This window comes from Massilia sp. Bi118 (assembly GCF_918697865.1).
GTDB lineage: Bacteria > Pseudomonadota > Gammaproteobacteria > Burkholderiales > Burkholderiaceae_D > Telluria.
The window spans coordinates 171,727-194,812 of the sequence record NZ_CAKKMV010000011.1 but is presented as its reverse complement, the minus strand read 5'-3'; the positions used below and the strand labels follow the sequence as shown (position 1 = coordinate 194,812).

Annotated in this window: 20 protein-coding genes; 16 read left to right on the top strand and 4 right to left on the bottom strand. The window is 65.4% G+C overall.

Annotation, left to right across the window (positions count from 1 at the left end):
• Positions 1-18: 18 nt before the first annotated feature.
• The 11 genes from rluB to LQV39_RS17690 all read left to right on the top strand — a co-directional run bounded on the left by rluB (position 19) and on the right by LQV39_RS17690 (position 14,014).
• Positions 19-2,127, top strand: a complete 2,109-nt coding sequence (rluB, locus tag LQV39_RS17740; protein ID WP_230027479.1) for a 23S rRNA pseudouridine(2605) synthase RluB — start codon at positions 19-21, stop codon at positions 2,125-2,127.
• 287 nt (positions 2,128-2,414) lie between these two features.
• Positions 2,415-2,903: a ribosome maturation factor RimP gene (gene rimP, locus LQV39_RS17735; RefSeq protein WP_230027462.1), complete on the top strand. Its 489-nt coding sequence runs from the start codon at positions 2,415-2,417 to the stop codon at positions 2,901-2,903.
• Positions 2,900-4,465 (top strand): transcription termination factor NusA, encoded by a 1,566-nt coding sequence (nusA, locus tag LQV39_RS17730; RefSeq protein WP_230027461.1) that lies wholly within the window; start codon positions 2,900-2,902, stop codon positions 4,463-4,465. Before rimP ends, nusA begins: the two co-directional genes overlap by 4 nt.
• A gap of 44 nt (positions 4,466-4,509) precedes the next feature.
• Positions 4,510-7,383, top strand: coding sequence for a translation initiation factor IF-2 (gene infB, locus LQV39_RS17725; protein WP_230027460.1), 2,874 nt, complete (start codon positions 4,510-4,512; stop codon positions 7,381-7,383).
• A 181-nt stretch (positions 7,384-7,564) separates the two neighbouring features.
• Positions 7,565-7,993 (top strand): 30S ribosome-binding factor RbfA, encoded by a 429-nt coding sequence (gene rbfA, locus LQV39_RS17720; RefSeq protein ID WP_230027459.1) that lies wholly within the window; start codon positions 7,565-7,567, stop codon positions 7,991-7,993.
• The gene (gene truB, locus LQV39_RS17715; RefSeq protein ID WP_230027458.1) at positions 7,990-8,910 is read left to right on the top strand and encodes a tRNA pseudouridine(55) synthase TruB; all 921 of its coding nucleotides are present in this window, start codon (positions 7,990-7,992) and stop codon (positions 8,908-8,910) included. Before rbfA ends, truB begins: the two co-directional genes overlap by 4 nt.
• A gap of 303 nt (positions 8,911-9,213) precedes the next feature.
• Positions 9,214-11,049, top strand: a complete 1,836-nt coding sequence (gene typA / locus LQV39_RS17710; RefSeq protein ID WP_230027457.1) for a translational GTPase TypA — start codon at positions 9,214-9,216, stop codon at positions 11,047-11,049.
• A 247-nt stretch (positions 11,050-11,296) separates the two neighbouring features.
• A complete protein-coding gene (locus tag LQV39_RS17705) occupies positions 11,297-11,836 on the top strand; it encodes a DUF6160 family protein (RefSeq protein WP_230027456.1) in 540 nt (179 codons plus the stop codon).
• Between the two features lie 77 nt (positions 11,837-11,913).
• The gene (locus tag LQV39_RS17700; protein ID WP_230027455.1) at positions 11,914-12,693 is read left to right on the top strand and encodes a hypothetical protein; all 780 of its coding nucleotides are present in this window, start codon (positions 11,914-11,916) and stop codon (positions 12,691-12,693) included.
• Positions 12,693-13,559 (top strand): hypothetical protein, encoded by an 867-nt coding sequence (locus LQV39_RS17695; RefSeq protein ID WP_230027454.1) that lies wholly within the window; start codon positions 12,693-12,695, stop codon positions 13,557-13,559. Before LQV39_RS17700 ends, LQV39_RS17695 begins: the two co-directional genes overlap by 1 nt.
• Positions 13,556-14,014 (top strand): hypothetical protein, encoded by a 459-nt coding sequence (locus tag LQV39_RS17690; protein ID WP_230027453.1) that lies wholly within the window; start codon positions 13,556-13,558, stop codon positions 14,012-14,014. The genes LQV39_RS17695 and LQV39_RS17690 overlap by 4 nt, the downstream gene beginning before the upstream one ends.
• On the opposite strand, the gene LQV39_RS17685 is transcribed toward LQV39_RS17690, so the two are convergent.
• Both LQV39_RS17685 and LQV39_RS17680 read right to left on the bottom strand, forming a co-directional pair.
• Positions 14,011-15,045 carry an AraC family transcriptional regulator gene (locus tag LQV39_RS17685; protein WP_230027452.1) on the bottom strand — a complete coding sequence of 345 codons (1,035 nt, stop codon included), beginning with the start codon at positions 15,043-15,045 and terminating at the stop codon, positions 14,011-14,013. The genes LQV39_RS17690 and LQV39_RS17685 overlap by 4 nt on opposite strands.
• Positions 15,046-15,184: 139 nt before the next feature.
• Entirely contained in the window at positions 15,185-16,036 is an 852-nt protein-coding gene (locus tag LQV39_RS17680) for a helix-turn-helix domain-containing protein (protein ID WP_230027451.1), read from the bottom strand.
• 169 nt (positions 16,037-16,205) lie between these two features.
• On the opposite strand from LQV39_RS17680, the gene LQV39_RS17675 reads away from it, so the two are divergent.
• From LQV39_RS17675 to LQV39_RS17655, 5 genes are read left to right on the top strand one after another with little or no spacing between them, the layout of a single operon-like run.
• A complete protein-coding gene (locus LQV39_RS17675; RefSeq protein ID WP_230027450.1) occupies positions 16,206-16,967 on the top strand; it encodes a C39 family peptidase in 762 nt (253 codons plus the stop codon).
• 25 nt (positions 16,968-16,992) lie between these two features.
• Positions 16,993-18,027, top strand: coding sequence for a transporter (locus LQV39_RS17670; protein WP_230027449.1), 1,035 nt, complete (start codon positions 16,993-16,995; stop codon positions 18,025-18,027).
• On the top strand, positions 18,024-19,622 hold the full coding sequence (locus LQV39_RS17665; RefSeq protein WP_230027448.1) for an OmpP1/FadL family transporter: 1,599 nt from the start codon (positions 18,024-18,026) through the stop codon (positions 19,620-19,622). Before LQV39_RS17670 ends, LQV39_RS17665 begins: the two co-directional genes overlap by 4 nt.
• A gap of 21 nt (positions 19,623-19,643) precedes the next feature.
• The gene (locus tag LQV39_RS17660; protein ID WP_230027447.1) at positions 19,644-20,213 is read left to right on the top strand and encodes a DUF2059 domain-containing protein; all 570 of its coding nucleotides are present in this window, start codon (positions 19,644-19,646) and stop codon (positions 20,211-20,213) included.
• Between the two features lie 22 nt (positions 20,214-20,235).
• Positions 20,236-20,988, top strand: a complete 753-nt coding sequence (locus LQV39_RS17655) for a hypothetical protein (RefSeq protein WP_230027446.1) — start codon at positions 20,236-20,238, stop codon at positions 20,986-20,988.
• A 106-nt stretch (positions 20,989-21,094) separates the two neighbouring features.
• Here LQV39_RS17655 and LQV39_RS17650 read toward each other — a convergent pair whose 3' ends face one another.
• Positions 21,095-22,165, bottom strand: a complete 1,071-nt coding sequence (locus LQV39_RS17650) for a hypothetical protein (protein WP_230027445.1) — start codon at positions 22,163-22,165, stop codon at positions 21,095-21,097.
• Positions 22,165-23,076 carry a flagellar hook-associated protein FlgL gene (gene flgL, locus LQV39_RS17645; RefSeq protein WP_230027444.1) on the bottom strand — a complete coding sequence of 304 codons (912 nt, stop codon included), beginning with the start codon at positions 23,074-23,076 and terminating at the stop codon, positions 22,165-22,167. The genes LQV39_RS17650 and flgL overlap by 1 nt, the downstream gene beginning before the upstream one ends.
• Between the last annotated feature and the right edge of the window lie 10 nt (positions 23,077-23,086).

The window sequence follows — 23,086 nt, the reverse complement described above, 5'->3', positions numbered from 1 at the left end:
ATAAGTAAAACACGAATGATGAATCCAACCGACACCAACGAGACGACCCCTGCCGAAGCAGGGCTGGACGCGGCCGCCAAGCCGAAGCGCCGCACGCGCGCGCAGGCCGCCGCCGAGGGCGCGCAGACGGAAGCCGCCGCAGCAGGCGCTGCGGAGGCCAAGCCGAAGCGCACCCGAAAGGCCGCCGCCAAGCCGGCCGAAGGCGAAGCCAGCCCGGCCGCCGCGCCGGCGCTTGAGGCTGCGCCGGCGGAGCAGGCCGCCAAGCCGGCCCGCAAGCCGCGCGCCAGGAAGGCCGATGTGGAGCAGGCCGCAGTAGCACCGGTGTCGGCGCCCGCCGCGCCTGCGGCCGAAGCCGCCCCGGCTGCACAGCCGGCCGCGGCAAGCCAGGCCGAAGGCCAGGATGCGCAGGACGGCGCCCAGCGCAAGCCGCGCGGACCGCGCCAGATGCGCGAACAGCGCCAGGTGCGCGAAGCGCGCCAGCCGCGTCCGCAAGCCGAGGCGGCCGATACCGCCGGAGCTGAGGCGGTCGCCGCCCAGCCGGCCCAGCCGGCCCAGGCCGCTGCGGAGCAGGACGCCGAGCCGCGTGGCGAACAGCGCACCGAGCAGCGCCGCGACGCGCGCCCGGGCCAGAAGAAAGGCAAGAAAGGCCAGCAGCGCGGCCAGCAAGGCCAGCAGGGTCAACAGGCCCAGGGCGGCCAGCCGGGGCAGCAAGCCCAGCAGGGCCAGGCAGCCCAGCAAGGCAAGCAGCAGGGGCAGGGCAAGAACAAGAACACCCGCGGCGGCAAGGACAACAAGGGCGGCAAGCCCAACGACGCCGATGCCGTGTTCTCCTTCGTCACCTCGGGCGATTTCGACGCCAGCGAGGGCGGGCGTGGCCAGGCCCAGCCGTCGAAGGCGCGCCGCGACCTGACCTCGGACGACGACGCGCCGAAGCTGCACAAGGTGCTGGCCGAGGCCGGCCTGGGTTCGCGCCGCGACATGGAAGAGCTGATCATCGCCGGCCGCGTGTCGGTGAACGGCGAGCCGGCCCACATCGGCCAGCGCATCCTGCCGACCGACGCCGTGCGCATCAACGGCAAGCTGCTGCAGCGCCGCGTGAACAACAACAAGCCGCCGCGCGTGCTGGTGTACCACAAGCCGGCCGGCGAAATCGTCAGCGCGGACGATCCGGAAGGCCGTCCGTCCGTGTTCGACCGCCTGCCGAACATGAAGACCGGCAAGTGGCTGGCCGTCGGCCGTCTCGACTTCAACACCGAGGGCCTGCTGCTGTTCACGAATTCCGGCGACCTGGCAAACCGCCTGATGCACCCGCGCTATAACATCGACCGCGAGTACGCCGTGCGCACCCTGGGTGAGCTGGAAGAAGGCATGCGCCAGAAGCTGCTGGCCGGCGTCGAGCTGGAAGACGGCCTGGCGTCCTTCACCAAGATCGCCGACGGCGGCGGCGAGGGCGTCAACCGCTGGTACCGCGTGGTGATCGGCGAAGGCCGCAATCGCGAGGTGCGCCGCATGTTCGAGGCGGTCGGCCTGACCGTCTCGCGCCTGATCCGCACCCGTTACGGCGCGATGACCCTGCCGACCGGCCTGAAGCGCGGCCGCTGGGAAGAAATGGAAGAAAACGACGTTCGCAACTTCATGAGCGCCTTCGGCATCGAGAAGAAGGGCGGCGCCGGCCAGGGGCAAGGCCAGGGCCAGGGCGGCCAGAAGCAGAAGCAGGGCGGCGGCAAGGACCGCGGCGGCCCCGCGCAGGACCGCAGCAACGGCAATCGCATCGACCGCGCCGACGCCAACCGCAATGTCGACCCCTTCGGTCCGCCGGTGGCGCGCGTGGGCAGCCAGCAGGGCGGCCGCGGCCAGCCCGGCATGCCGGGCGCCCAGGGACGCGGCGGCAACGGCGGCGGCTTCGGCGGCGGCCAGGGCCGCAACGGCGGTGGTCAGGGCAGGAATGCCGGCCAGGGTCAGGGCCAGGGCCGCAGCGGTGGCGGCAGTGGCGGTGGCGGCAAGGGTCCGCGTCAGCCGGATCCGCTGCAGACCACCTTCGGCTTTGCCGGCGCCGGCCAGAACCGCCGTCCGCATGGTCCGCGCGTGGCCGATAACGGCATGCCAAGACGCGGCCGCCGAGGCTGATTCAATGGCGATCGGAACGATGTTTGCGCGCGTAAATCAGAGCGCTTTCATCGCTCCGGTCGCCAAAGGTGTAAACTGTTGCATACCTGTTCATTTTGCAGCGCAGCGATTGCGGGCTGCCCTGTATCGGGTTATAATTCGCAACCAATTAAAGTTCTTCCCAGCGTTTAGTTTGGTGCAGGCACTTTCATCTGGTTGGAAATATAAGAAGATGGGCAGTTGCCCATTTTTTTTTTGTTGAATCGTTTTACGAGGTCCGGACCCGGACCGGGAATCTGGAGAAGTCAGTGCAGCTGTTTGATTTGATTGCCACGACAGTCGGAGGACTGGGCTACGAACTCGTCGATATCGAGCGTGCCGAGCGAGGCATCCTGCGCGTGTACATCGATTTTCCGGCGGCGGTAGCGGACGAAAAAGGACCGATCTCGGTCGAGGATTGCGCCACGGTGAGCCACCAGCTGTCGCACGTGTTCACGGTCGAAAACGTGGATTACGAGCGCCTGGAAGTGTCGTCGCCCGGACTGGACCGTCCGGTGCGTACCCTGGCCGACTTCGAGCGCTTTGCCGGCCATGAATGCACCGTCAAATTGCGCGTCGCGATGCCCGGCACCGCGAACCGCAAGACCTGGACGGGCATCCTGCATGCACCGGAAGGCGAGAAGATCGGATTGGAATTTGAAGGCAAGGATGGTCCGGCGTTATTGGAATTTACGCTGGCCGAACTGGACAAGGCACGCCTGGTGCCGAAGGTGGATTTTAGGAGTCGCAAAGCATGAGTCGCGAAATTTTGTTACTGGTTGATGCGCTGGCGCGCGAAAAAAACGTCGATAAAGAGGTCGTCTTCGGCGCGCTCGAATTCGCGCTGGCGCAGGCCACGAAAAAACGCTACGAGGGCGACGTCGACATCCGCGTGAGCATCGACCGCGACAGCGGCGAGTTCGAAACCTTCCGCCGCTGGCACGTGGTGCCGGACGAAGCCGGCCTGCAGCTGCCTGACCAGGAAATCCTGCACTTCGAAGCGAAAGAGCAGATCGCCGACATCGAAGTCGACGAATACATCGAAGAGCCGATCGAGTCGGTCGAGTTCGGCCGCCGTTTCGCCCAGGACACCAAGCAGGTCGTGCTGCAGCGCGTCCGCGACGCCGAGCGCGAGCAGATCCTGCAGGACTTCCTGGAGCGCGGCGACTCGATGGTCACCGGCACCATCAAGCGCATGGAACGCGGCGATGCGATCGTCGAGTCGGGCAAGATCGAAGCGCGCCTGCCGCGCGACCAGATGATCCCGAAGGAAAACCTGCGTATTGGCGACCGCGTCCGCGCCTTCATTCTGCGCGTCGACCGCAACATGCGCGGCCCGCAGGTGATCCTGTCGCGCACCGCGCCGGAATTCATCATGAAGCTGTTCGAGCTGGAAGTGCCGGAAATCGAACAGGGCCTGCTGCAGATTAAATCCGCTGCCCGCGATGCCGGCGTGCGCGCCAAGATCGCCGTCTTCACGGCCGACAAGCGCATCGACCCGATCGGCACCTGCGTCGGCATGCGCGGTTCGCGCGTGCAGGCCGTGACCGGCGAGCTGGGCGGCGAGCGCGTGGACATCGTGCTGTGGTCGGAAGACCCGGCGCAGTTCGTGATCGGCGCGCTGGCCCCGGCCAATGTGTCCTCGATCATGGTCGACGAAGAGAAGCACGCGATGGACGTCGTGGTGGACGAGGAAAACCTGGCGATCGCGATCGGCCGTTCGGGCCAGAACGTGCGCCTGGCGTCGGAGCTGACCGGCTGGAAGATCAACATCATGACCGCCGAAGAGTCCGCCAACAAGGCCGAGCAGGAAACCGCGGTCGTGCGTGCGCTGTTCATGGAAAAGCTGGATGTGGACGAGGAAGTGGCGAACATCCTGGTCGAGGAAGGTTTCTCGAGCCTTGAGGAAATCGCTTACGTCCCCATTTCGGAAATGCTCGAAATCGAATCCTTCGACGAAGACACCGTCAACGAGCTGCGCACCCGTGCCCGTGACGCGCTGGTGACCGAAGCGATCGCTTCCGAAGAAGGCCTCGAGGGAATGGAAGAGGCGCTGGCCAACCTGGAAGGGATGGACCGCACCACCGCCGGCAAGCTTGGCCTGGCCGGTATCAAGACCCTCGAACAATTCGCCGGCCTGGCTTACGACGAGTTCAGCGCCATCCTGGCACTGCCGACCGACCGTGCCCGCGAACTGATCCAAAACGAATTTAATGATGTGACCGACGATGAGATGAAGCTGGTCGACAGTAAATATGATGACCGCGCCAAGGCGCTGCAGGCGAAAGCCTGGAGCCTGGCAGAAACGGCCAAGGCATAATTTGCAAATCTTTATCATCTCGCGACACAAGAAAAGAGGACTGAATGGCGAGTAACAACGTAGCCCAATTTGCCACCGAACTGAAGATGCCTGCGGACTTGCTGCTGACGCAGCTGCGTTCTGCCGGCGTCGAAAAAAGCTCGACGTCAGATCCCTTGTCCAAAGATGATAAGGATAAGCTGCTGAACCACCTGCGCCGTACCCACGGCGCCACCGAATCGGGCGAAAAGAAAAAGATCACGGTCACCCGCAAGGAAACTTCCGAGATCAAGCAGGCTGACGCCAGCGGCAAATCGCGCACCATCCAGGTTGAAGTCCGCAAGAAGCGCACCTTCGTGCAGCGCGACGACCTGGTGACGGCCAAGGCCGCCGCAACCCCGGTCGTCGACGCCGCCGAGCAGGCGCGCCGCGACGAGGAAGCACGCCGCCAGTCGGAACTGCTGGCGCGCCAGGAAGCGGAACTGCGTGAAAAGCAGGAACGCCTGGCCAAGCTCGAATCCGAAAAGGCCGCACAGGCCGCCGCGGCCGAAGAGCAGGCCAAGCGCGACGCCGAGGAGCGCGCCCAGCGTGAAGCCGCTGCCGCCGCCCAGGCCGATGCAGCTGCCCAGGCCGACGCCGCAGCCGGCGCCGCCGATGCCGCAGCCGAAGCCAAGAAGGCAGCCGCCGACGAAGCCAAGAAAGCAGCCGCCGAGGAATCCAAGCGCAAATCCGACGAAGCCGCCAAGGAAGCCGCCGAACGCGCTGCCGCCACCGAGCGCGCACGCAAGGCCGTGGCTGACGAAGTGGCCCAGATCAAGGCCATGATGGCGCAGCCGCGCCGCGTCATCAAGGCGCCGGAAGTGCCGGCACCGAAGCCGAAGACGGCCGAAGCCGCCACCCTGCACAAGCCGGCAACGACGGCCAAGCCGGGCGAAGCCAAGCCGGGCGATGCGACCAGCAACGGCGCGCGTCCGAAGCCGGGCGACAAGAAATCGATCAAGTCGGCCAATGTGGCCTCGACCTGGTCGGACGAGAAGAAGCGCGGCGCCCCTGGCGGCGGCATGAAGGGCCGTGGCGCGCCGTCGACCGGCGGCCGCGATGGCTGGCGTGCCGGCGGCGGCCGTGGCGGCCGTCGTGGTCACGACGATCGCGAATCGAACTTCCAGGCCCCGACCGAGGCGATCGTCAAGGACGTCCATGTGCCGGAAACCATTACCGTGGCCGAACTGGCGCACAAGATGTCCGTCAAGGCATCCGAGGTCATCAAGCAGCTGATGAAGCTGGGCCAGATGTGCACCATCAACCAGGTGCTGGACCAGGAAACCGCGATGATCGTGGTGGAAGAGATGGGCCACAAGGCCTTCGCTGCCGCCGAGGACGATCCGGAAGCGCTGCTGGCCGACCAGGGCGAGCACGCCGAGTTCGAAGCCAAGCCGCGTGCGCCGGTCGTGACCGTCATGGGCCACGTCGACCACGGCAAGACTTCGCTGCTGGACTACATCCGTCGTGCAAAAGTGGCTGCTGGCGAAGCCGGCGGTATTACCCAGCACATCGGTGCTTACCACGTGGATACCCCGCGCGGCATGGTCACCTTCCTGGATACCCCGGGCCACGAGGCGTTCACCGCCATGCGTGCCCGCGGCGCCAAGGCGACCGACATCGTCATCCTGGTGGTGGCGGCGGACGACGGCGTGATGCCGCAGACTAAGGAAGCAATTGCCCACGCGAAAGCGGCCGGCGTGCCCCTGGTCGTGGCGATCAACAAGATCGACAAGCAGGGCGCCAACACCGACCGCGTGACCCAGGAACTGGTCGCCGAAGGCGTGGTGCCGGAAGAATACGGCGGCGAGTCGCCGTTCGTCCCGGTGTCGGCCAAGACCGGCCAGGGCATCGACGACCTGCTGGAAAACGTGCTGCTGCAAGCCGAAGTGCTGGAACTGAAGGCGCCGGTGGAATCGCTGGCGCGCGGCCTGGTGGTCGAAGCCCGCCTGGACAAGGGCCGCGGCCCGGTCGCCACCATCCTGGTGCAGTCGGGTACCCTGAAGCGCGGCGATGTCGTGCTGGCGGGTTCGTCCTTCGGCCGCGTCCGTGCGATGCTGGACGAGAACGGCAAGTCGGTCACCGAAGCAGGTCCGTCCTTCCCGGTCGAGATCCAGGGCCTGACCGAAGTGCCGAGCGCCGGTGAAGAAGTCATGGTCATGGCCGACGAGCGCAAGGCGCGCGAAATCGCCCTGTTCCGTCAAGGTAAGTTCCGCGACGTGAAGCTGGCCAAGCAGCAGGCAGCGAAACTGGAAAACATGTTCGATCAGATGGGCGAGGGTGAAGTCAAGAACCTGCCGCTCATCATCAAGACCGACGTGCAGGGTTCGCAGGAAGCGCTGGTCGGTTCGCTGCAGAAGCTGTCGACCTCGGAAGTGCGTGTGCAGATCGTCCACGCGGCGGTCGGCGGCATCACCGAATCGGACGTCAACCTGGCAACCGCCTCGAAGGCAGTCATCATCGGCTTCAATGCCCGTGCCGACGCCCAGGCGCGCAAGGTGGCGGAGACCAACGGCGTCGACATCCGTTACTACAGCATCATTTACGATGCGATCGACGAGATCAAGACTGCACTGTCGGGCATGCTGGCGCCGGAGAAGCGCGAGCACATCACCGGCCAGGTCGAAATCCGCCAGGTCATCCTGGTGTCGAAGGTCGGCGCGATCGCGGGCTGCCTGGTCACCGATGGCGTGGTCAAGCGTACCTCTTCGGTCCGCCTGCTGCGCAACAACATCGTGATCTGGACCGGCGAGATCGATTCGCTGAAGCGCTTCAAGGACGACGCGAAAGAAGTCCGCGCTGGCCTCGAGTGCGGCCTGTCGCTGAAGAACAACAACGAAATCCAGGTCGGCGACGTTCTGGAAGTGTTCGAAGTGCAGGAAGTGGCGCGTACGCTGTAAGTATTAGCTTGGTAGTACCATTTGGGGTCAGGAGGCTCGCGCCATGTGGCGTGGACCACTGGCCCCAAGTTTTTGTTACCCCGTCGTTCCCGCGCAGGCGGGAACCCAAGTTTTTCGATTCGCCACCGAACTTGGATTCCCGCCTGCGCGGGCATGACGAATCAAAGGCTGTCGAAAAAATATGCCAAAACATAGCAAAAGCATTCCATCGCGCGGCCTGCGCGTGGCCGACCAGATCCAGAAGGATTTGTCGGAACTCATCGCGTACGAGCTCAAGGATCCGCGCGTGGGAATGGTCACCATCAGCGAAGTCAAGCTGACGCCGGACTACGCGCATGCGAAGATCTGGTTCACCCTGCTCAAGGACAGCCCGGACGAGATCAAGCAGACCCTCGAAGGCCTGAACAAGGCTTCCGGCTACCTGCGCAACCTGCTCGGCAAGCGCCTGCATATCCACACGCTGCCGCAGCTGCATTTCCTGCACGACACCTCGACCACCCGCGGCCTCGCCATGTCGGCCCTGATCGACCAGGCCAACGCCACACGCGCCGCTGACTATGTGGACGAGTCCGCCGCGGCCGATACTGACGAAGACGCAGACTCCGAGTGAACGCGCGCCCTCCGAAAAAGCCCCGCGACCTGGTCGACGGGGTGCTATTGATCGACAAGCCGGTCGGCTTCTCCTCGAACGATGCGCTGATGAAAGTGAAACGCATCGTCAACGCCAAGAAGGCCGGCCACACCGGCACCCTCGACCCCTTCGCCACCGGCCTGCTGCCGCTGTGCTTCGGCGAGGCGACCAAGTTCTCGCAAGACCTGCTGGAAGCGGACAAGACCTACCTGGCCACCGTCCACCTGGGCATCACCACCACCACCGGCGACACCGAGGGCGAGGTGCTGGAGACGCGCGACGTGTCCGTGACCACCGAGCAGGTCGAAGCCGCGCTGGCGCGCTTCCGCGGTCCCATCCTGCAGGTGCCGCCGATGTATTCGGCGCTCAAGCGCGACGGCAAGGCGCTGTACGAATATGCGCGCGAAGGCGTGACGCTGGAGCGCGAGGCGCGCCCGGTCACCATCCACGAGCTGGAACTGGTCGCGATTGCCGCCCCGTTTCTGACCATCCGCGTCAAGTGCAGCAAGGGAACCTATGTGCGCGTGCTGGGCGAGGACATCGGCGCCACGCTCGGCTGCGGCGCCCACCTGAGCGCGCTGCGCCGGGTGCAGGTCGGCTCGCTGACCACGGACAACATGGTGACCCTGGAAGAGCTGCAGGCGATTGAAAATCCGCTGTCGCTGCTGGCCCCGGTCGACGCGCTGCTGTCGACCTTCCCGCGCGTCGACCTGACGCCCGAGCTGGAGAAGCGCTTCCTGAACGGCCAGCGCCTGGCGTTGGGCAAGGAGCCGGTGACGGTGCCGCCGGAGCAGGGCAGGGTGCGGGTGTACGCCGATGGCAGGCTGCTGGGCACGGCTGTGTTGCAGGAGTATGCGATTCTGGCGCCGGAGCGCCTGATCGCGGCGAAACAGTAAATATCGGCGGCGGGCCTTGAAATCCGCCGCTGCCCCTCCATATCGTCCCTGCTCCCGGAAAGGCAGCCCCGTGCTGCCGGCGGCGTCCGGGACCTCATCGACATTCAACATTTCGCCGCTACGCTGCTTATTGGCAGCAAATCGTCGGAAATTCAGGTGTTTTCCCGTCGCTGCGGCGCAGCACGACGCATAACCGTGCTATAGTAGCGGGTTCTGGAAATCGGCTATGCCGAGCGCCACTAGCCGAGCGCCCCTGAGCGGACGCCTCCACCCATCACGCAACATTTACTGTTGAAAACGCATATGTCAGACACCAAACGCGCGATTCGTAATATCGCAATCATCGCCCACGTTGACCACGGCAAGACCACCCTGGTGGACCAGCTGCTGCGCCAATCCGGCACTTTCCGTGAAAACCAGGCGGTCGACACCCGCGTGATGGACTCGAACGATCTCGAAAAGGAACGTGGCATCACGATTCTGTCGAAGAACTGCGCAGTCGAGTACGAAGGCACCCACATCAACATCGTCGACACCCCTGGCCACGCCGACTTCGGCGGTGAGGTCGAGCGCGTGCTGTCGATGGTCGACTCGGTGCTGCTGCTGGTCGACGCCCAGGAAGGCCCGATGCCGCAGACCCGCTTCGTGACCCGCAAGGCGCTGGCCCTGGGCCTGAAGCCGATCGTGGTCGTCAACAAGATCGACCGTCCGGGCGCACGCGCCGACTGGGCGATCAACCAGACTTTCGAACTGTTCGACAAGCTGGGCGCCACCGATGAGCAGCTGGACTTCCCGATCGTCTACGCTTCGGGCCTGAACGGCTACGCCGGCATGGACGAAAGCGTGCGCGGCGGCGACATGAAGCCGCTGTTCGACGCCATCCTGAAATACGTGCCGGTGCGTGACGACAATCCGGACGGCCCGCTGCAGATGCAGATCACCTCGCTGGACTACTCGTCCTACGTCGGCAAGATCGGTATCGGCCGCGTGAACCGTGGCCGCGTCAAGACCGGCCAGGATGTGATCATCCTGAACGGCCCGGATTCGACCCCGATCAAGGGCCGCATCAACCAGGTGCTGAACTTCAAGGGCCTGGAGCGCGTGCTGGTCGATGAAGCCGTTGCCGGTGACATCTGCCTGATCAACGGTATCGAAGACATCGGCATCGGTTCGACCGTCTGCGCCGTGGACGTGCCGGAAGCGCTGCCGATGCTGACCGTCGACGAGCCGACCCTGACCATGAACTTCATGGTCAACAGCTCGCCGCTGGCCGGCCGCGAAGGCAAGTTCGTCACCAGCCGCCAGCTGCGCGAGCGTCTCGAGCGCGAACTGAAGGCCAACGTGGCGCTGCGCGTCTCGCCGACCGACGACGACACCGTGTTCGAAGTCTCGGGCCGCGGCGAACTGCACCTGACCATCCTGCTGGAAAACATGCGTCGTGAAGGCTTCGAGCTCGCCGTGTCGCGTCCGCGCGTGGTCTACAAGATGGTCGATGGCGTGCGCCACGAGCCGTACGAAAACCTGACCGTCGACGTCGAAGAAGTCAACCAGGGCGGCGTCATGGAAGAGCTGGGCCGCCGCCGTGGCGACCTGCAGAACATGGAATCGGACGGCAAGGGCCGTGTCCGCCTCGAATACCTGATCCCGGCCCGTGGCCTGATCGGCTTCCAGGGCGAATTCATGACCCTGACCCGCGGCACTGGCCTGATGAGCCACGTGTTCCACGAATACGCACCGGTCGACAACAGCAAGGGCGAACTTGCCGGCCGCCGTAACGGCGTGCTGATCTCGCAGGACGACGGCGCCGCCGTGGCCTACGCGATCTGGAAGCTGCAGGATCGCGGCCGCATGTTCGTCGAGCACAACACCCCGGTGTACGAAGGCATGATCATCGGCATCCACTCGCGCGACAACGACCTGGTCGTCAACCCGATCAAGGGCAAGCAGCTGACCAACGTGCGTTCGTCGGGTACCGACGAAGCCGTGCGCCTGGTGCCGCCGATCCAGATGTCGCTGGAATACGCTGTGGAATTCATCGAGGACGACGAACTGGTCGAGATCACCCCGAAGAGCATCCGCCTGCGCAAGCGTCACCTGAAAGAGCACGAGCGCAAGAAGGCCAGCCGCGAAGCTGCGTAATCCGCGCTTCCTGCTGCATGAAAAGACCCGCTGCTTGCAGCGGGTTTTTTTATGCCTTCGCCAACCGCCAAACGACTGGCTCAGGAATCCATCGATTTGGCTCGTTGAGCCAAGACAAAAAATGCCTTAAATGAAACGGAAGTAATAACATCCTTATCACTTAATTGACTTCCAATTAAGAAATAAGCTCCCAGGCGCTGCGGAGCCGAAGAGACACCCGTCGATCACAATAATTACTGGAGATACCATGAAACTGCTGAAACAACTCGCCGTCGTCGCCGCCCTGTCCTCGATCGCTTCCTACGCATCGGCCCTGACCCCGATCGCCGACAGCGACCTGTCCAAGGTTTCGGGCCGTGATGGCGTGTCGATCGCTGCCGACCTGCATATCAACATCGGTGAATTCAAGTACACCGACACCGATACCAACGGCGGCTCGGTGAGCTTCAACAACATCAAGGTCACCGGTGCAATCGCCGCCACGATCGACATCGTCAACAACGCCACCTTCCAGTCGGAAGCCATGGCAGCCCTGCCGACCGGCGCAGGCGGCGCCATGGTCCCGAACGCCAACACCACCCTGGGCGTGAGCGGCGGTGCCGGCCTGGCTGCCTTCGCACCGACCGGCGACGTCGTCAAGATCGCGATCCCGCTGGTCGACACCACCAAGAACCTGTCGATGAGCGTCGACTCGATCAAGATGGGCAACTCGAGCGCCTCCTACGGCAGCTTCGAAATGAAAGACATCAAGCTGCAAGGCACCACCGTCTACATCTGGGCTCACTAATCCCTGGTTGGTGATGGGACGGCCCGTGGGCGCTTGCCCCGGGCCGTTTTTGACTTGAAGCGCTCGTCGGGATCTCCATGAGCAGACGTTTTTTCCTCGCACTGGCACTCGCCGCATGCAGCCTGCTGGCAGCAGGGCAGGCCGCGGCCCAGATGCGCGCGCTGTCGGACAGCGAGATGTCCACCGTGAGCGGGCAGGGCCTGTTCACCGTCAGTAATTCCAGCTACAACGGTTTCGATTTCACCCGCATCGCTCTCGATGCCGACGTGACCCTGAACGCCAACCTGGCGAACATGCGCCTGGGCGAATACACCTACGGCCCACGCAACGGCAGCGGCGCCGACCTCGACATCAGCGCCTTGCGCTTCGGCCGCAGCGACGCCGGCGACGCCCAGCGCTTGGTACAAATCTCCAATCCCTATTTCGAATTCGTCTACCGTAACACCGGCACCGCCGGCCAGCGCGAAGTCATCGGCATGCGCCTGGGTTTCGACAGCATCGCCGGCGACATCGGCATGAAGATCGCGACCCTGTCCGGCGCGATGCGCATCGACGCCGGCGCGCAAGGCGCCATCGACACCCTCATGGACCCGGGCGGCGGCAAGCGCTGGGACGGCACCTGCAGCGACTGCACGCTCAAGCTGTCCGATGTCGGCGCCGTCACCGCCGGCGACGCCAATGGCCCGAGCCGCGACTTCTGGATCTCGGTGCTCAAGACGCCGGTGACCTTCCAGGCCGCGGCCGGCATGCCGGCCTTGACGGAAGCCCAGGCCGGCGTCTGGCTGAACTGGCGCGACAAGCTGATGGCGCTGAACCTGAACGGCATGGTGCCGGTCAATAATCCGCCGGGACACTGATGCGCCGCGCCCTCACGCCTTGCCTGACTGCGCTGTTGCTGGTTCCGTGCGCCGCGTTCGCGCTGGAGTCGCTGTCCGACAGCGCGCTCGCCAAGATCGGCGGCCGCGACGGCATGAGCTTCAACCTGTCGAACTTCGCGATGTCCGGCAATGCCACGATGCGCTACACCACGCCGGACGGCCGCGGCAGCATCGGCATCGGCAACCTGTCGGCCTCGCGCTCGGACAATCTCGACGCACCCTTTGCCGACCCCTATCGCCTGGATGTGATCCAGCGGGGACAGGGCGGGGCGGAGATCGTCAACATCGCCATGCCGCAGAACGTGCTGGGGCGCGAAGCCTGGCAGATGGCCTTCGACTTCGACGTCGGCGACAACGGTGTCAATGTCTATGGCGGCAGCGTGATCCTGAAGGACCTCGTGTATTACGGCGGCGGCTTCCAGTGGTCGACGCCGGTGACGGGCGAGGGCCTGGCCTTCGGCATGTCTACCCGCATGGAGATCGGCAGCCTGTCGCTGCAGCCGAACGGCCGCGCGGCGACGGGCGAGGCGATGGTGCTGTCCGGCGTGAAGATCGGCGCCGCGCTTGATGACGGCTCGGCGCCGGTGGGGCCATGGCGACTGGCCGACGTCTCGGCCCAAGCCGGCATCTTCAATGCCCGCACCGATGAAGCCGGCAATTCGCGCCTGCACATCGGCATCAACTGGCCGGAGGCCGGCGCGGCGGCCGCCGCCGGCACCCTGCAGATCGAAAACATCAGCTTCCGCAGCGACGCCGGCGGCACCGTGGCGCCGAACGTGGACCTCGGCAGCTCGCGCATCGGCTCGATCCAGCTGCAGTACCTGGACATCAAGTTCCGGCCATGATGAAAATGCCCGCCGCCTTTGGTTTGCTGCTGCCGCTCGCCGCGCTGGCCGGCGGCCCGAAGCCGCTGCCGGACAGCGAACTGGCCACGGTGCGCGGCGCCGACGGCATCAGCTTCGCGGTCGACCTGAACCTGAACCGCCAGCCCGACAACACCACTGGCGACAGCCGCCTGGTCATCGGCCAGAAGGTCGACGAGCGCATGACTTATATCGTGGTCAGGAACCCCGGCGGCAGGATCCAGATGCTCGGCCTGAACATCAGCCCGCAAACAAGCGCCGACGGCACCAATTACGTGGCGCTGACCCTGCCGGGCTACACCCGCTTCACGGACACCGGCTTCGACTCGATCAGCGTGCAGGCCGATCCGCATGGCGCGGTCAGCGGCAACCTGGGGAGGATCAGCCTGAATGGCGAGATGACGATGCAGGGGCAACTGCGCCTGTGGTCACATTAGGCGCTCTTGGCTTTCTGTTGCTGGAACTCGCCGGGCGCCTTGCCGAACCAGCGCAGGCAGGCGCGGTGGAAGGCGCTGGGATCGGAGAAGCCCAGCTTGTAGCTGAGGTTCTTCACGCTGATGCGGTCGCTGCCCAGGTATTGCTGGGCGATGGTGCGCCGCACTTCGTCGACCAGGGTCGAGAAGTCGGTGCCTTCGTCGGCCAGGCGCCGCTGCAGGGTGCGTTCGCTGATCGCGAGGCGCCGGGCGACGGCATCGCGCAGGGCGCCGCCCTGGTCGATCATGGCCGGCAGCATCTCGCGCACGCGCGCCGCGAAGCTGCTGCGCTCGGCCTGCACCAGGCGCTCGTCGAGCAGGCGGAACAAGCCTTCGGCGGCGAGCGGGTTGGCGGTCGGGATCGGCGCGGTGATGTCGGCGTTGGCGAATTCGAGGGCGTTGGCGGGCGCGCCGAAACGCACCGGGCAGCCGAAGCGCTCGGCGTAGGGGGCGCTGTCGCCGGGCGCCGGATAGGCGTATTCGACGGCGACCGGCTTCAGGTCGGGGCGGCCGCCGACGAAGCGCAGGGTGTCGAGCAGCAGGCTCCAGGTGAAGTCGTAGCGCTGCACCGGCACCGGGCGCACGCCGCCGACCAGGTTCAGGCCAACGCGCACGCGGTCGCTCTTCGGTTCGATGGTGGCGCGTACCACCGGCGTCACCAGCGGCATGTAGCGCATCAGGTTGTCCGCGGCCTGCTTCAGGGTCGGCGAGGCCAACATCAGGTGGCCCAGCACCCCGAGCCAGCTGAGCGGATCCGGGGCGCACACGCGAAAGCCGATCAGCGGATCGCCGCTGGCCAGGGCCAGGCCTTCCCAGAGCTGGCTGAACTGGTCGGATAGCGCCAGCAGGTCGGCGGCGCGTTCGGCGCCATCGGCCTGGACCTTGCCGAACCAGCCGAGCCCGGCTTTGCCGAACAGGCCGTCGACGTCGACGCCTTCGGCCGAGAGGCAGCTCCTGATGCGCTGCACCACGTCCGTGGCCGACAAATACTTCACGCCGGCGCCCGCGTTGCGGACGCGCCTTGTGCTGGACCCATGTGCTGTCTCCTTCTTATTTTTTTTATTATGTGTGCATGTGAAATACCCTTGCGTCGGAAAATGATCCTTTCTTTTTCAAAAAACGATCATTTTTTCTTTATAAGCGCGACTGCTGGCGTGCGCGCGCCGGGGTGATGCCGTAGGCGCTGGAAAAGCAGGACGTCATATGGCTCTGGCTGTTAAAGCCGCATTGCGCCGCAACACGGGCGATCGAAAAACTGGTGCGGGTCAGCAGTTCATGCACGCGCTCCAGGCGCAGGCGCAGCACGTAGCGGTGCGGCGTCATGCCCATCGCTTCCTGGAAGATGCGGCGGAAGTGCGACTCCGACACGCCGGCCCGTTCGGCCAGCTCGGCGTTCGAGAGTTCGTTCGACAGATTCTCGCCTATCCATTCCAGCACACCCTGCAGGCGCCCCAGTTGCAGGGCGTCGTGCGGCGCGTGGCGCCCGGTCTTGCCCTCGAGGACGCGGCAGGTCTGCTCGATCATCAGCTGCGAAAGGCGTTCGACGAAACCATGGTCCGGCGTGCTGGTGCGCGCCAGTTCGCCCAGCAGCTGCTGCGCGCTGGCGTTGACGAGCGGGTCGGAAAAGGGCGGGGCCTTGGTGCGCGCGTTCAGCAGGCGCTGCAGATGGCGCACCAGTTCGTGGCCGGGGTCGATGACGTGGAACATCGCCATGTCGATCGCGCCGCAGAAGGTCCAGCGGCTGGCGAAGCCGGGCTGGAACACGGTCGAGGCGCCGGCCAGGAAGTCGAAGGAGCGGCCGGCGCTGCGGCCGGCGGTGGCGCGCGCCCCGCCCAGATGGCAGGCCAGCACCAGCGAATCCAGCGGCGGCACCTCGCAGCCGCCGAGCTGGAAGATGTAGCGCTCGGCGCGCAGCGGCACCCCGCCGATCTCGACGCTGACCACCGGTTCTCCCAATGCACTGCTAATCCTGTCCCAGCTATTCATAGCCGCACTTTCGAATGAGCGCTTTTTTACAAAATCGACAGCGTTTTATAACACCGGGAAAGCTTGCCTGCATACAAAATATAGAAAAACTGCAATAAACGTGGTCAAAACGCCACGCTCGCAAGCAGACAAATTAAGGGAACGCAAGACGCGTCCCGGGGAGACATGAATGATCGCAATCCTGCTGGGAGTCCTGGCGGCGATGCTGGGAGGCGCGGGCGTGCTGGCCAAGCATGAGGCCAAGGACCGTCCGCTCGAACGCTTCGATATCCCGACCACGATGTCGGTGGCCGCCGCCGGTGTGCAGACGGTGAGCATGGAGCCGTTCTCCGAGCTCAAGTACAAGAACATCGTCCACCAGGCTTACGACTACAGCTGCGGCTCCGCGGCCCTGGTCACCATCCTCAAATACCACCTCGGCATCGACGTCAGCGAGCAGCAGTCGATGGAAGGCATGATGGCCTTCGGCGAGAAGGACAAGATCATCGAGCGCCGCGGCTTCTCCCTGCTCGACATGAAGCGCTACCTGGCGTCGATCAACGTGCAGAGCGCAGGCTTCCGCGCCGAGATCGCCGACCTCCTGACCCTCGACCAGCCCGGCATCGTGCCGATCGACTACGCCGGCTTCAAGCACTTCGTGGTGCTGCGCGGCGTGCGCGGCGGCCTGGTGTTCCTCGCCGATCCGGCGATGGGCAACATCACCTTCCCGGTCGAGGAGTTCGCCACGCTGTGGGACCGCAACACCCTGTTCATCGCCTATCCGCCCAAGGACAGGACGCCGGCCCTGAAGCTGGCGCTGTCCGACAACGAGCTGGGCGTGACCGACATGGACCGCGTGCGCGACCGCGGCCTGCTGCGTCCGATCGACGACCAGTTGCGCATGGAGCGCCTGCTGAACGGCTTCGGCGGCGTCTCGATCCGCAAACAATAAACAGACCAATCACGAAGGACCACCAATGAAGATCCGTTCCCTGCTGGCCTTGGCCGTATGCAGCCTGTTCCTGCAACCCCTGGCCTTTGCCCAGCAGTCGTCCACGCCTGCAACCAGTGCGCCGTCTTCCGATGCAGTGCGCGACGCCCTGGCCAAGAAGGAGGGCGATGCCGACAACACCACGCTGCTGAAGGAGACCCTGACCGCCGTCGACAAGCAGTATTCGCTGATCCGCAAGGGGCAGGTGCAGCTGAACTACGAGCTGAATTACGCCTACATCGGCCAGGACAAGATCAACACCGACCTGAGCTCCGGCCTGGCGACCCTGTTCTCGATCGAGAACAGCAGCTCGCACACCGTCACCAACACCCTGATGCTCGACTACGGCGTGCGCAACAACCTGACCGCCAACGTCGTCATGCCCTTCATCAGCCGCTACGCGGACAACGCCGGCTACTCGGGTGTCTCGCACACGCTCGGCGACCTGGGCCTGAACGTGCGCTGGCAGCCGCTCGAAGTCAAGCGCGACGAGCCGACGGTCACCGTGACCAGCGGCGTGCGCCTGGCGACCGGCGAAAGCCCGTTCAAGGTCGACAGCGAAAAGGGCCTCGCCACCGGCGCCGGCATCAACACCTTCAGCCTGGGCGCCAACGTGACCCGCATCGTCGATCCGGTCGCGCTGTTCGGCTCCGTCAACGTCGGCTACGGCCTGAAGGCCAAGCACCTGCACCAGCAACTGTCCGGCGCCACGCTGCGCGAAGTGAAGCCGGGCGCCAGCTTCGGCTTCGGCCTCGGCTTCGCCTACGCGCTGTCGTACAAGATCACGACCTCGTTCTCGTTCCAGGAATCGATCTCGGCGCGCTCCACCCTGACCTTCGAGAACGCCGCCGGTGAGCTGGCCAAGGCGCAGACCCAGACCCAGAGCGCCGGCATCCTGTCGATCGGCCTCGGCTACCGCTTCACGCCCAAGACCACGGTCAACGTCACCGTCGGCGCGGGCCTGACGGCGTCGGCGCCGAACCTGTCGCTGACCATGAGCGTGCCGCTGCTGCTGAAATGATGCGCCGCCTGCTCGCCATCGCCGCAGGATTGTCCGTGCTCGCGCCGGCGGCGCGCGCAGGCGTGACCGACAACCTGGCCACCAGCCCGACCGCGATGGCGATGGGGAATGCGGTGACGGCCGATCCGCCCGGGATCGAGTCGATCCACTTCAACCCGGCCGGCCTGGCGCGCCTGACCGGCAGCCACCACATCGACACCCTCTTCGTGGCGTCGATCCGCAACCCGAACAAGTTCGTGACCGCGCCCGACATCGACATCGGCGGCTTCAAGGACGACCCGATCAACGGCACATCTTCCGGACCGGTGCGGCAGGCGGTGGCGCTGCCCTTCATCGGCATCCCGAAGGCGCGCCTGCCGGCGGTGGCGGTGCCTGGGCTGGGCTTCTCGTACAACGCGCCCGGTTCCAACTGGACCTTCGGCACCCTGGTCTACCTGTCGCAGGCGATGAGCGTGGACCGCACCAAGGACCCGAACGACCCTGCGCGCTTCGACGGCCGCCTGATCCAGCTGCAGCGCCTGAACTACCTGTCGCCGACCGCCGCCTATAAAGTCTCGGACACGCTGCGCATCGGCCTGGCGGTGCCGATCGCGTACACGAACTTCGCGATCAACACCGACTTCCGCGCGCCCAACAAGCTGCTCGGCACCGTCGGCCAGCTACAAAAGGCGATGTGCCCGGACGGTAACGGCACGGTGATCGACACGCTCACCTTCGGCCTGTGCGGCGGCGGCCCGGAAGGCATGGTCGACCCGTTCAAGCGCGCGGCCAACATCGACTTCGACATGCACGCCTCCTTCGATCCGACCTTCAACATCGGCATCCTGTGGGAGCCGAAGAAGTGGATCGCGCTCGGGCTGGTGTACCAGGGCGGCAGCGACACCACTTTCCGCGGCCAGTACATGGTCCACGCCGATCCGATGCTGCGCAGCTTCGTGCGCGGGCTGAATTCGAGCCTGCTCGGACCCATCGTCGGCGCCGTCACCGGCATGCCGGCCGAGATCCCCGAGTACCAGAGCGGGAACATGACCGCCAAGATTCCCTTCCCGTGGCGGGTCCAGGCCGGCATCAAGCTGATGGCCACCGACTACGTGCAGCTGAACGCCGACGTCAGCTACGCCGACTGGAACAAGTGGAACCAGCTGACCTTCGAATTCGACCAGAGCGTCAAGCTGCTCGAGATGGCGCGCCTGTTCGGCTATGCGAACTCGCACCAGGCGACCTTCAAGATGGGCTTCAAGAGCGTGGTCAACTACAGCTTCGGCACCCAGATCAACGTGACGAAAAAGCTCTCGCTGCGCGCCGGCTACGAGCCGCGCAAGAGTTCGATCCCGGGCAACCAGATGAGTCTCCTGGCCCCGCTGCCGGACACCAAGCTGAAGAGCCTGGGCCTGCGCTACAAGTTCGACAGCGGCGCCGAGATCAACGTCACGGGCAGCTACATCAAGGGCAGCTACAACATCCCGGCCCGCAGCAACTGCAACCTGAACTGCGACGATTTCTTCAACCTGATCTACAACCCGTATGCGGCGACCACCGTGTCGGGCAGTCTGATCGTGCGGTACTTTGGCGCGTCCTACGTGCGCCCGTTCTGAACTTTTACCTGGAGTGTGGTGATGAGCATGTCCCGATCGATGTCTGTAACCGCGGTGGCCCTGGGCCTGGTCTTCGGCGGCAGCGCCTGCGCCCAGGCGGCGCCCGCCGTGCCGGCCGAGAAGCAGGCGGTTGTGAACCGCGTCCTGGCCAAGATGGCGCTCGAGAACGTCGGCCTGCAGATGCTGCAGGCGCCGGTGGCCGAGATGGTGCGCCAGTCGCGCGTGGTGGTGACCAGCCGGGTGCCGGCCGAAAAACAGGAAGCGGCGATGAAGGACGTGACGGCGGAAGCGACCGCCTTCCTCGAGAAGGAAGCGCCGCCGCTGCGCGTCAGCACTCAGTCGGTGGTGCAGTCCAGTGTGGCGCCGCTGCTGGCGCAGAAGTTCAGCCTTGAAGAGCTGAAGCAGCTGGCCGACATCCTCGAATCGCCGGTGCTGGCCAAGTTCGAGGGTCTGGTGCCGGAAATGAAGAAGACGGTTGGCGACAACGTGGCCAAGGCCAACGGCCCGCAGATCCAGCCGAAGATGACGGAGCTGCAGAACCGCGTGGGCCTGCGCCTGCGCGCGGCGGTCGGCCAGGCGGGCGGCCAATAAAACCTGAGGGGAGGGCAGGGCGATGAACTGGAGCACGCAGACCCGCGAGAAATCGCAGCTCGGGCAGATCCTGCTCGGCAAGAAGCTGATCTCGGAAGACCAGCTGGACGCGGCAATCCGCGAGCAGGGCAAGAGCGGCCGACGGCTGGGCGAGATCCTGGCCGACATGAAGCTGATCACCGAAGCCCAGGTGCGCGGCGCGATCCGGCGCCAGCGCAACCTGAGGATGGCGGCGGCGCTGGCGACGGCCTTGCTGGGACCCTTGCACGCCTACGCCGCGGTGACGGCGGCGCCGGCCGCCGCGGTCTCGACCCGCGCGCTGGGCGAACGCTCGCTGCGCGAACTGTCCGACGAGGAGCTGGGCGAGATCATGGCCCAGGGCCGCGACGACGACGCGCTGCGCGACCAGGCCCGCCAGCTGGACCAGCGCCTGGCCTCGCTGACCGCCATGGCCGGTACCCACACCGCGCAGAACACGGCGCACACGCTGCCGGACGGCGGGGTGCGCGTGCTGGGCGAACTGGTACAGGTCTTCAATCCGCTGGCGATGTTCCTGTCGGCCGACACCACAGTGCGTGGCGTGACCTACGATGCCGCGAATTCGCACGCGGTGGTGAACAAGGACGGGTCGATCACGCTGCGCATGCCGAGTACCATCGGCGAGATCGCTTTCAAGAATATTCGCGTGGGGAGCGCGCCGGGGCCGAGCTTTGGCAGCGTGGAGATCCGGGATATCGATTTGCGCGGGACGACGATCAGTGTGAAGCCCAGATAGCCGATTGAGCTGAACGTCGTCCCCGCGAAGGCGGGGACCCAAGTTCGTCGAGTATTCGCAAAACTTGGGGCCTCGCGCAGCGAGGCGCCTCCGCGGGAACGACGTGCTAACTTTGTTTCAGGCCCAGCAGCGCCAGCACCCGCTCCCGGCTCACCCCCACCAGCGCCGAAGTCAGCGACAGCAGCGACTCATAATCCGGATTCGACGCGGTAGTCGCGAATTCCTGCGCCGCGTCCTGAGCTTCCGGCGGCGGCGTAGTGGCCTGGGTCATTTCGACCGTGGCGGCCGACAGCGCGTTGCTGGCGGCATCGCGCGAGCGGCGTACGCGTTCCAGGGCCTGCACCACTTCGCGCAGGCTGGCCCGGAGGGCGTCGCCGCTGCCGTTGCCATTTCCCCCGTTGCCGGTCCACTGCTGCGGCGCCAGTTCGGGCGCGACTTCTTCGGTGCCCACGCGGCCGCGGCCGCTGATCGCGATGCTGTCCTTCACCGCAGGCCAGTTGCTTTCCGGCGTGGTGAACACGAAGCCGCCCTGGCCATCGAGGCCGGCGTTCACGCCCATCGGCGCCAGCGCCTGGTTGACGGCGGCGGCGATCTCTTCGTCGGTCTGGCTGGGGTCGATGTTCACCGACAGTTGCGGGCCGCCGATGCCGCCGACCGAGAAGGCCAGGCTTTGCGGGCCGCTGCTGCGCAGCGAAGCAAGATCGAGGCCGTGGATGCGGAAGCGCTGGACGGCCGGCTTGCTGCTGAAATTCAGGTTGCTGTCGACGCCGCCGCCCGCTTTCTTGCGGCGCGCTGCGAGGGTCGAGACCAGCTGGCGCACCTGGGTGTTCAGCTGGGCGCTTGATGCTTGCTGGCGGGTGGCGGAGCGGGCGCCGGCCAGACGCGAGCTCAGTTCGCCTTTCACGGATTCCAGCTGGCCCGCCACCTGGTCGAGGTAATCGAGGGCCTGCTGGGCGCGTGCGACCTGGTCCTGCAGTGCGCCGCCGATGCTGGCGGCCCGGCTGCGCAGCGGCGCGGCGGCGGGCGCGGCGCCGGCTGCGCTATTGTCGGTCGCGGTGTCCGTTGCCGGCTCGGCAGCGCGCGATTGCACCAGGCGCGCCGAGGCGTTGGCGCGCGTGCCGAGGGTGCTGCCGGTGGCGCCGGCAGTCGTTGGTCGAATCGTTGTATCCATTGCCATCAGAGCGCTGCGAACAGGGAGAGATTACCGATCTTGCTGTATGCCTTGTAGCTTGCCTGAAGTGCGGTCGAATAGCCGTTCAATTCGATCGCGGCGGCGCCGACGTCGAGCTGGCCGATGTTGGTGATCGCCATCTGGTTAGACAGGCTGACGTTCTCGTGGTTGGCGTCGATCGTCTTGAGGATGTTCTGCTGGCCGCCGAGCACGGCGATCTTGCCCGACAACAGATCCATGGCGTCGTCGAAGCCGTCCAGGTTGTTCGAGACGACCGTGCGCACGGCCGGGTCGTTGGCGCTCACGCCCGGCGCCGACAGCGTGGCGATGGTCTGGTCGAGCTGGTTCAGCAGCTTTTCCAGGCCATTCACGTTCTGGTTCGCGACCTGGGTGATGCCGTTGCCGACCACCACGGTCTGGTCGTTGGTATTGCCGGCGTAGCTGTAGCGCGAGCCCAGCGGGGCGCCGGCGTCGAAGGCGATCGGCCTGGCATTGGTGACGGTGCCGGCGAAGATGGTGCGGCCTTCCTGGTCGACCGAATTCGCGGTGTACATCAGGCTGTCGCGCAGGGCGGTCAGCGAAGTCACCATCGCGTTCAGGTCGTCGGGGGCGTTCGAGCCGTCGGCGGCCCAGACCAGCAGGTCGCGGCCCGAGTTCATGTCGTTGACCATGTTGCTCAGGTAGCCTTCGTTCTTCGACATGCGCTGGCTGACCGCGGCGATGTTGTCGCGGTACTGGTCGATGGCGGCCTCCTCGCGCTTCAGGCGCGAGATGCGCACGCTGTCGACCGGATCGTCGGACGGCACCTGGATGCGGTTACCGTTGGCCATCTGCTCGGTCAGTTCGGTGATGCGGGTCTGGTTCTTCTGCAGCGATGCATTCATCATCGCCTGGTATTGCGCGGTTGCGATACGCATGATCTTCTTC

Excerpts from the sequence above, each read along its gene's own strand:
- rluB (WP_230027479.1), top strand. The coding sequence starts at position 19 with ATGAATCCAACCGACACCAACGAGACGACCCCTGCCGAAGCAGGGCTG.
- nusA (WP_230027461.1), top strand. The coding sequence starts at position 2,900 with ATGAGTCGCGAAATTTTGTTACTGGTTGATGCGCTGGCGCGCGAAAAA.
- infB (WP_230027460.1), top strand. The coding sequence starts at position 4,510 with ATGGCGAGTAACAACGTAGCCCAATTTGCCACCGAACTGAAGATGCCT.
- rbfA (WP_230027459.1), top strand. The coding sequence starts at position 7,565 with ATGCCAAAACATAGCAAAAGCATTCCATCGCGCGGCCTGCGCGTGGCC.
- typA (WP_230027457.1), top strand. The coding sequence starts at position 9,214 with ATGTCAGACACCAAACGCGCGATTCGTAATATCGCAATCATCGCCCAC.
- LQV39_RS17705 (WP_230027456.1), top strand. The coding sequence starts at position 11,297 with ATGAAACTGCTGAAACAACTCGCCGTCGTCGCCGCCCTGTCCTCGATC.
- LQV39_RS17700 (WP_230027455.1), top strand. The coding sequence starts at position 11,914 with ATGAGCAGACGTTTTTTCCTCGCACTGGCACTCGCCGCATGCAGCCTG.
- LQV39_RS17695 (WP_230027454.1), top strand. The coding sequence starts at position 12,693 with ATGCGCCGCGCCCTCACGCCTTGCCTGACTGCGCTGTTGCTGGTTCCG.
- LQV39_RS17690 (WP_230027453.1), top strand. The coding sequence starts at position 13,556 with ATGATGAAAATGCCCGCCGCCTTTGGTTTGCTGCTGCCGCTCGCCGCG.
- LQV39_RS17680 (WP_230027451.1), bottom strand. The coding sequence starts at position 16,036 with ATGAATAGCTGGGACAGGATTAGCAGTGCATTGGGAGAACCGGTGGTC.
- LQV39_RS17675 (WP_230027450.1), top strand. The coding sequence starts at position 16,206 with ATGATCGCAATCCTGCTGGGAGTCCTGGCGGCGATGCTGGGAGGCGCG.
- LQV39_RS17670 (WP_230027449.1), top strand. The coding sequence starts at position 16,993 with ATGAAGATCCGTTCCCTGCTGGCCTTGGCCGTATGCAGCCTGTTCCTG.
- LQV39_RS17665 (WP_230027448.1), top strand. The coding sequence starts at position 18,024 with ATGATGCGCCGCCTGCTCGCCATCGCCGCAGGATTGTCCGTGCTCGCG.
- LQV39_RS17660 (WP_230027447.1), top strand. The coding sequence starts at position 19,644 with ATGAGCATGTCCCGATCGATGTCTGTAACCGCGGTGGCCCTGGGCCTG.
- LQV39_RS17655 (WP_230027446.1), top strand. The coding sequence starts at position 20,236 with ATGAACTGGAGCACGCAGACCCGCGAGAAATCGCAGCTCGGGCAGATC.
- LQV39_RS17650 (WP_230027445.1), bottom strand. The coding sequence starts at position 22,165 with ATGGCAATGGATACAACGATTCGACCAACGACTGCCGGCGCCACCGGC.
- flgL (WP_230027444.1), bottom strand. The coding sequence starts at position 23,076 with ATGCGTATCGCAACCGCGCAATACCAGGCGATGATGAATGCATCGCTG.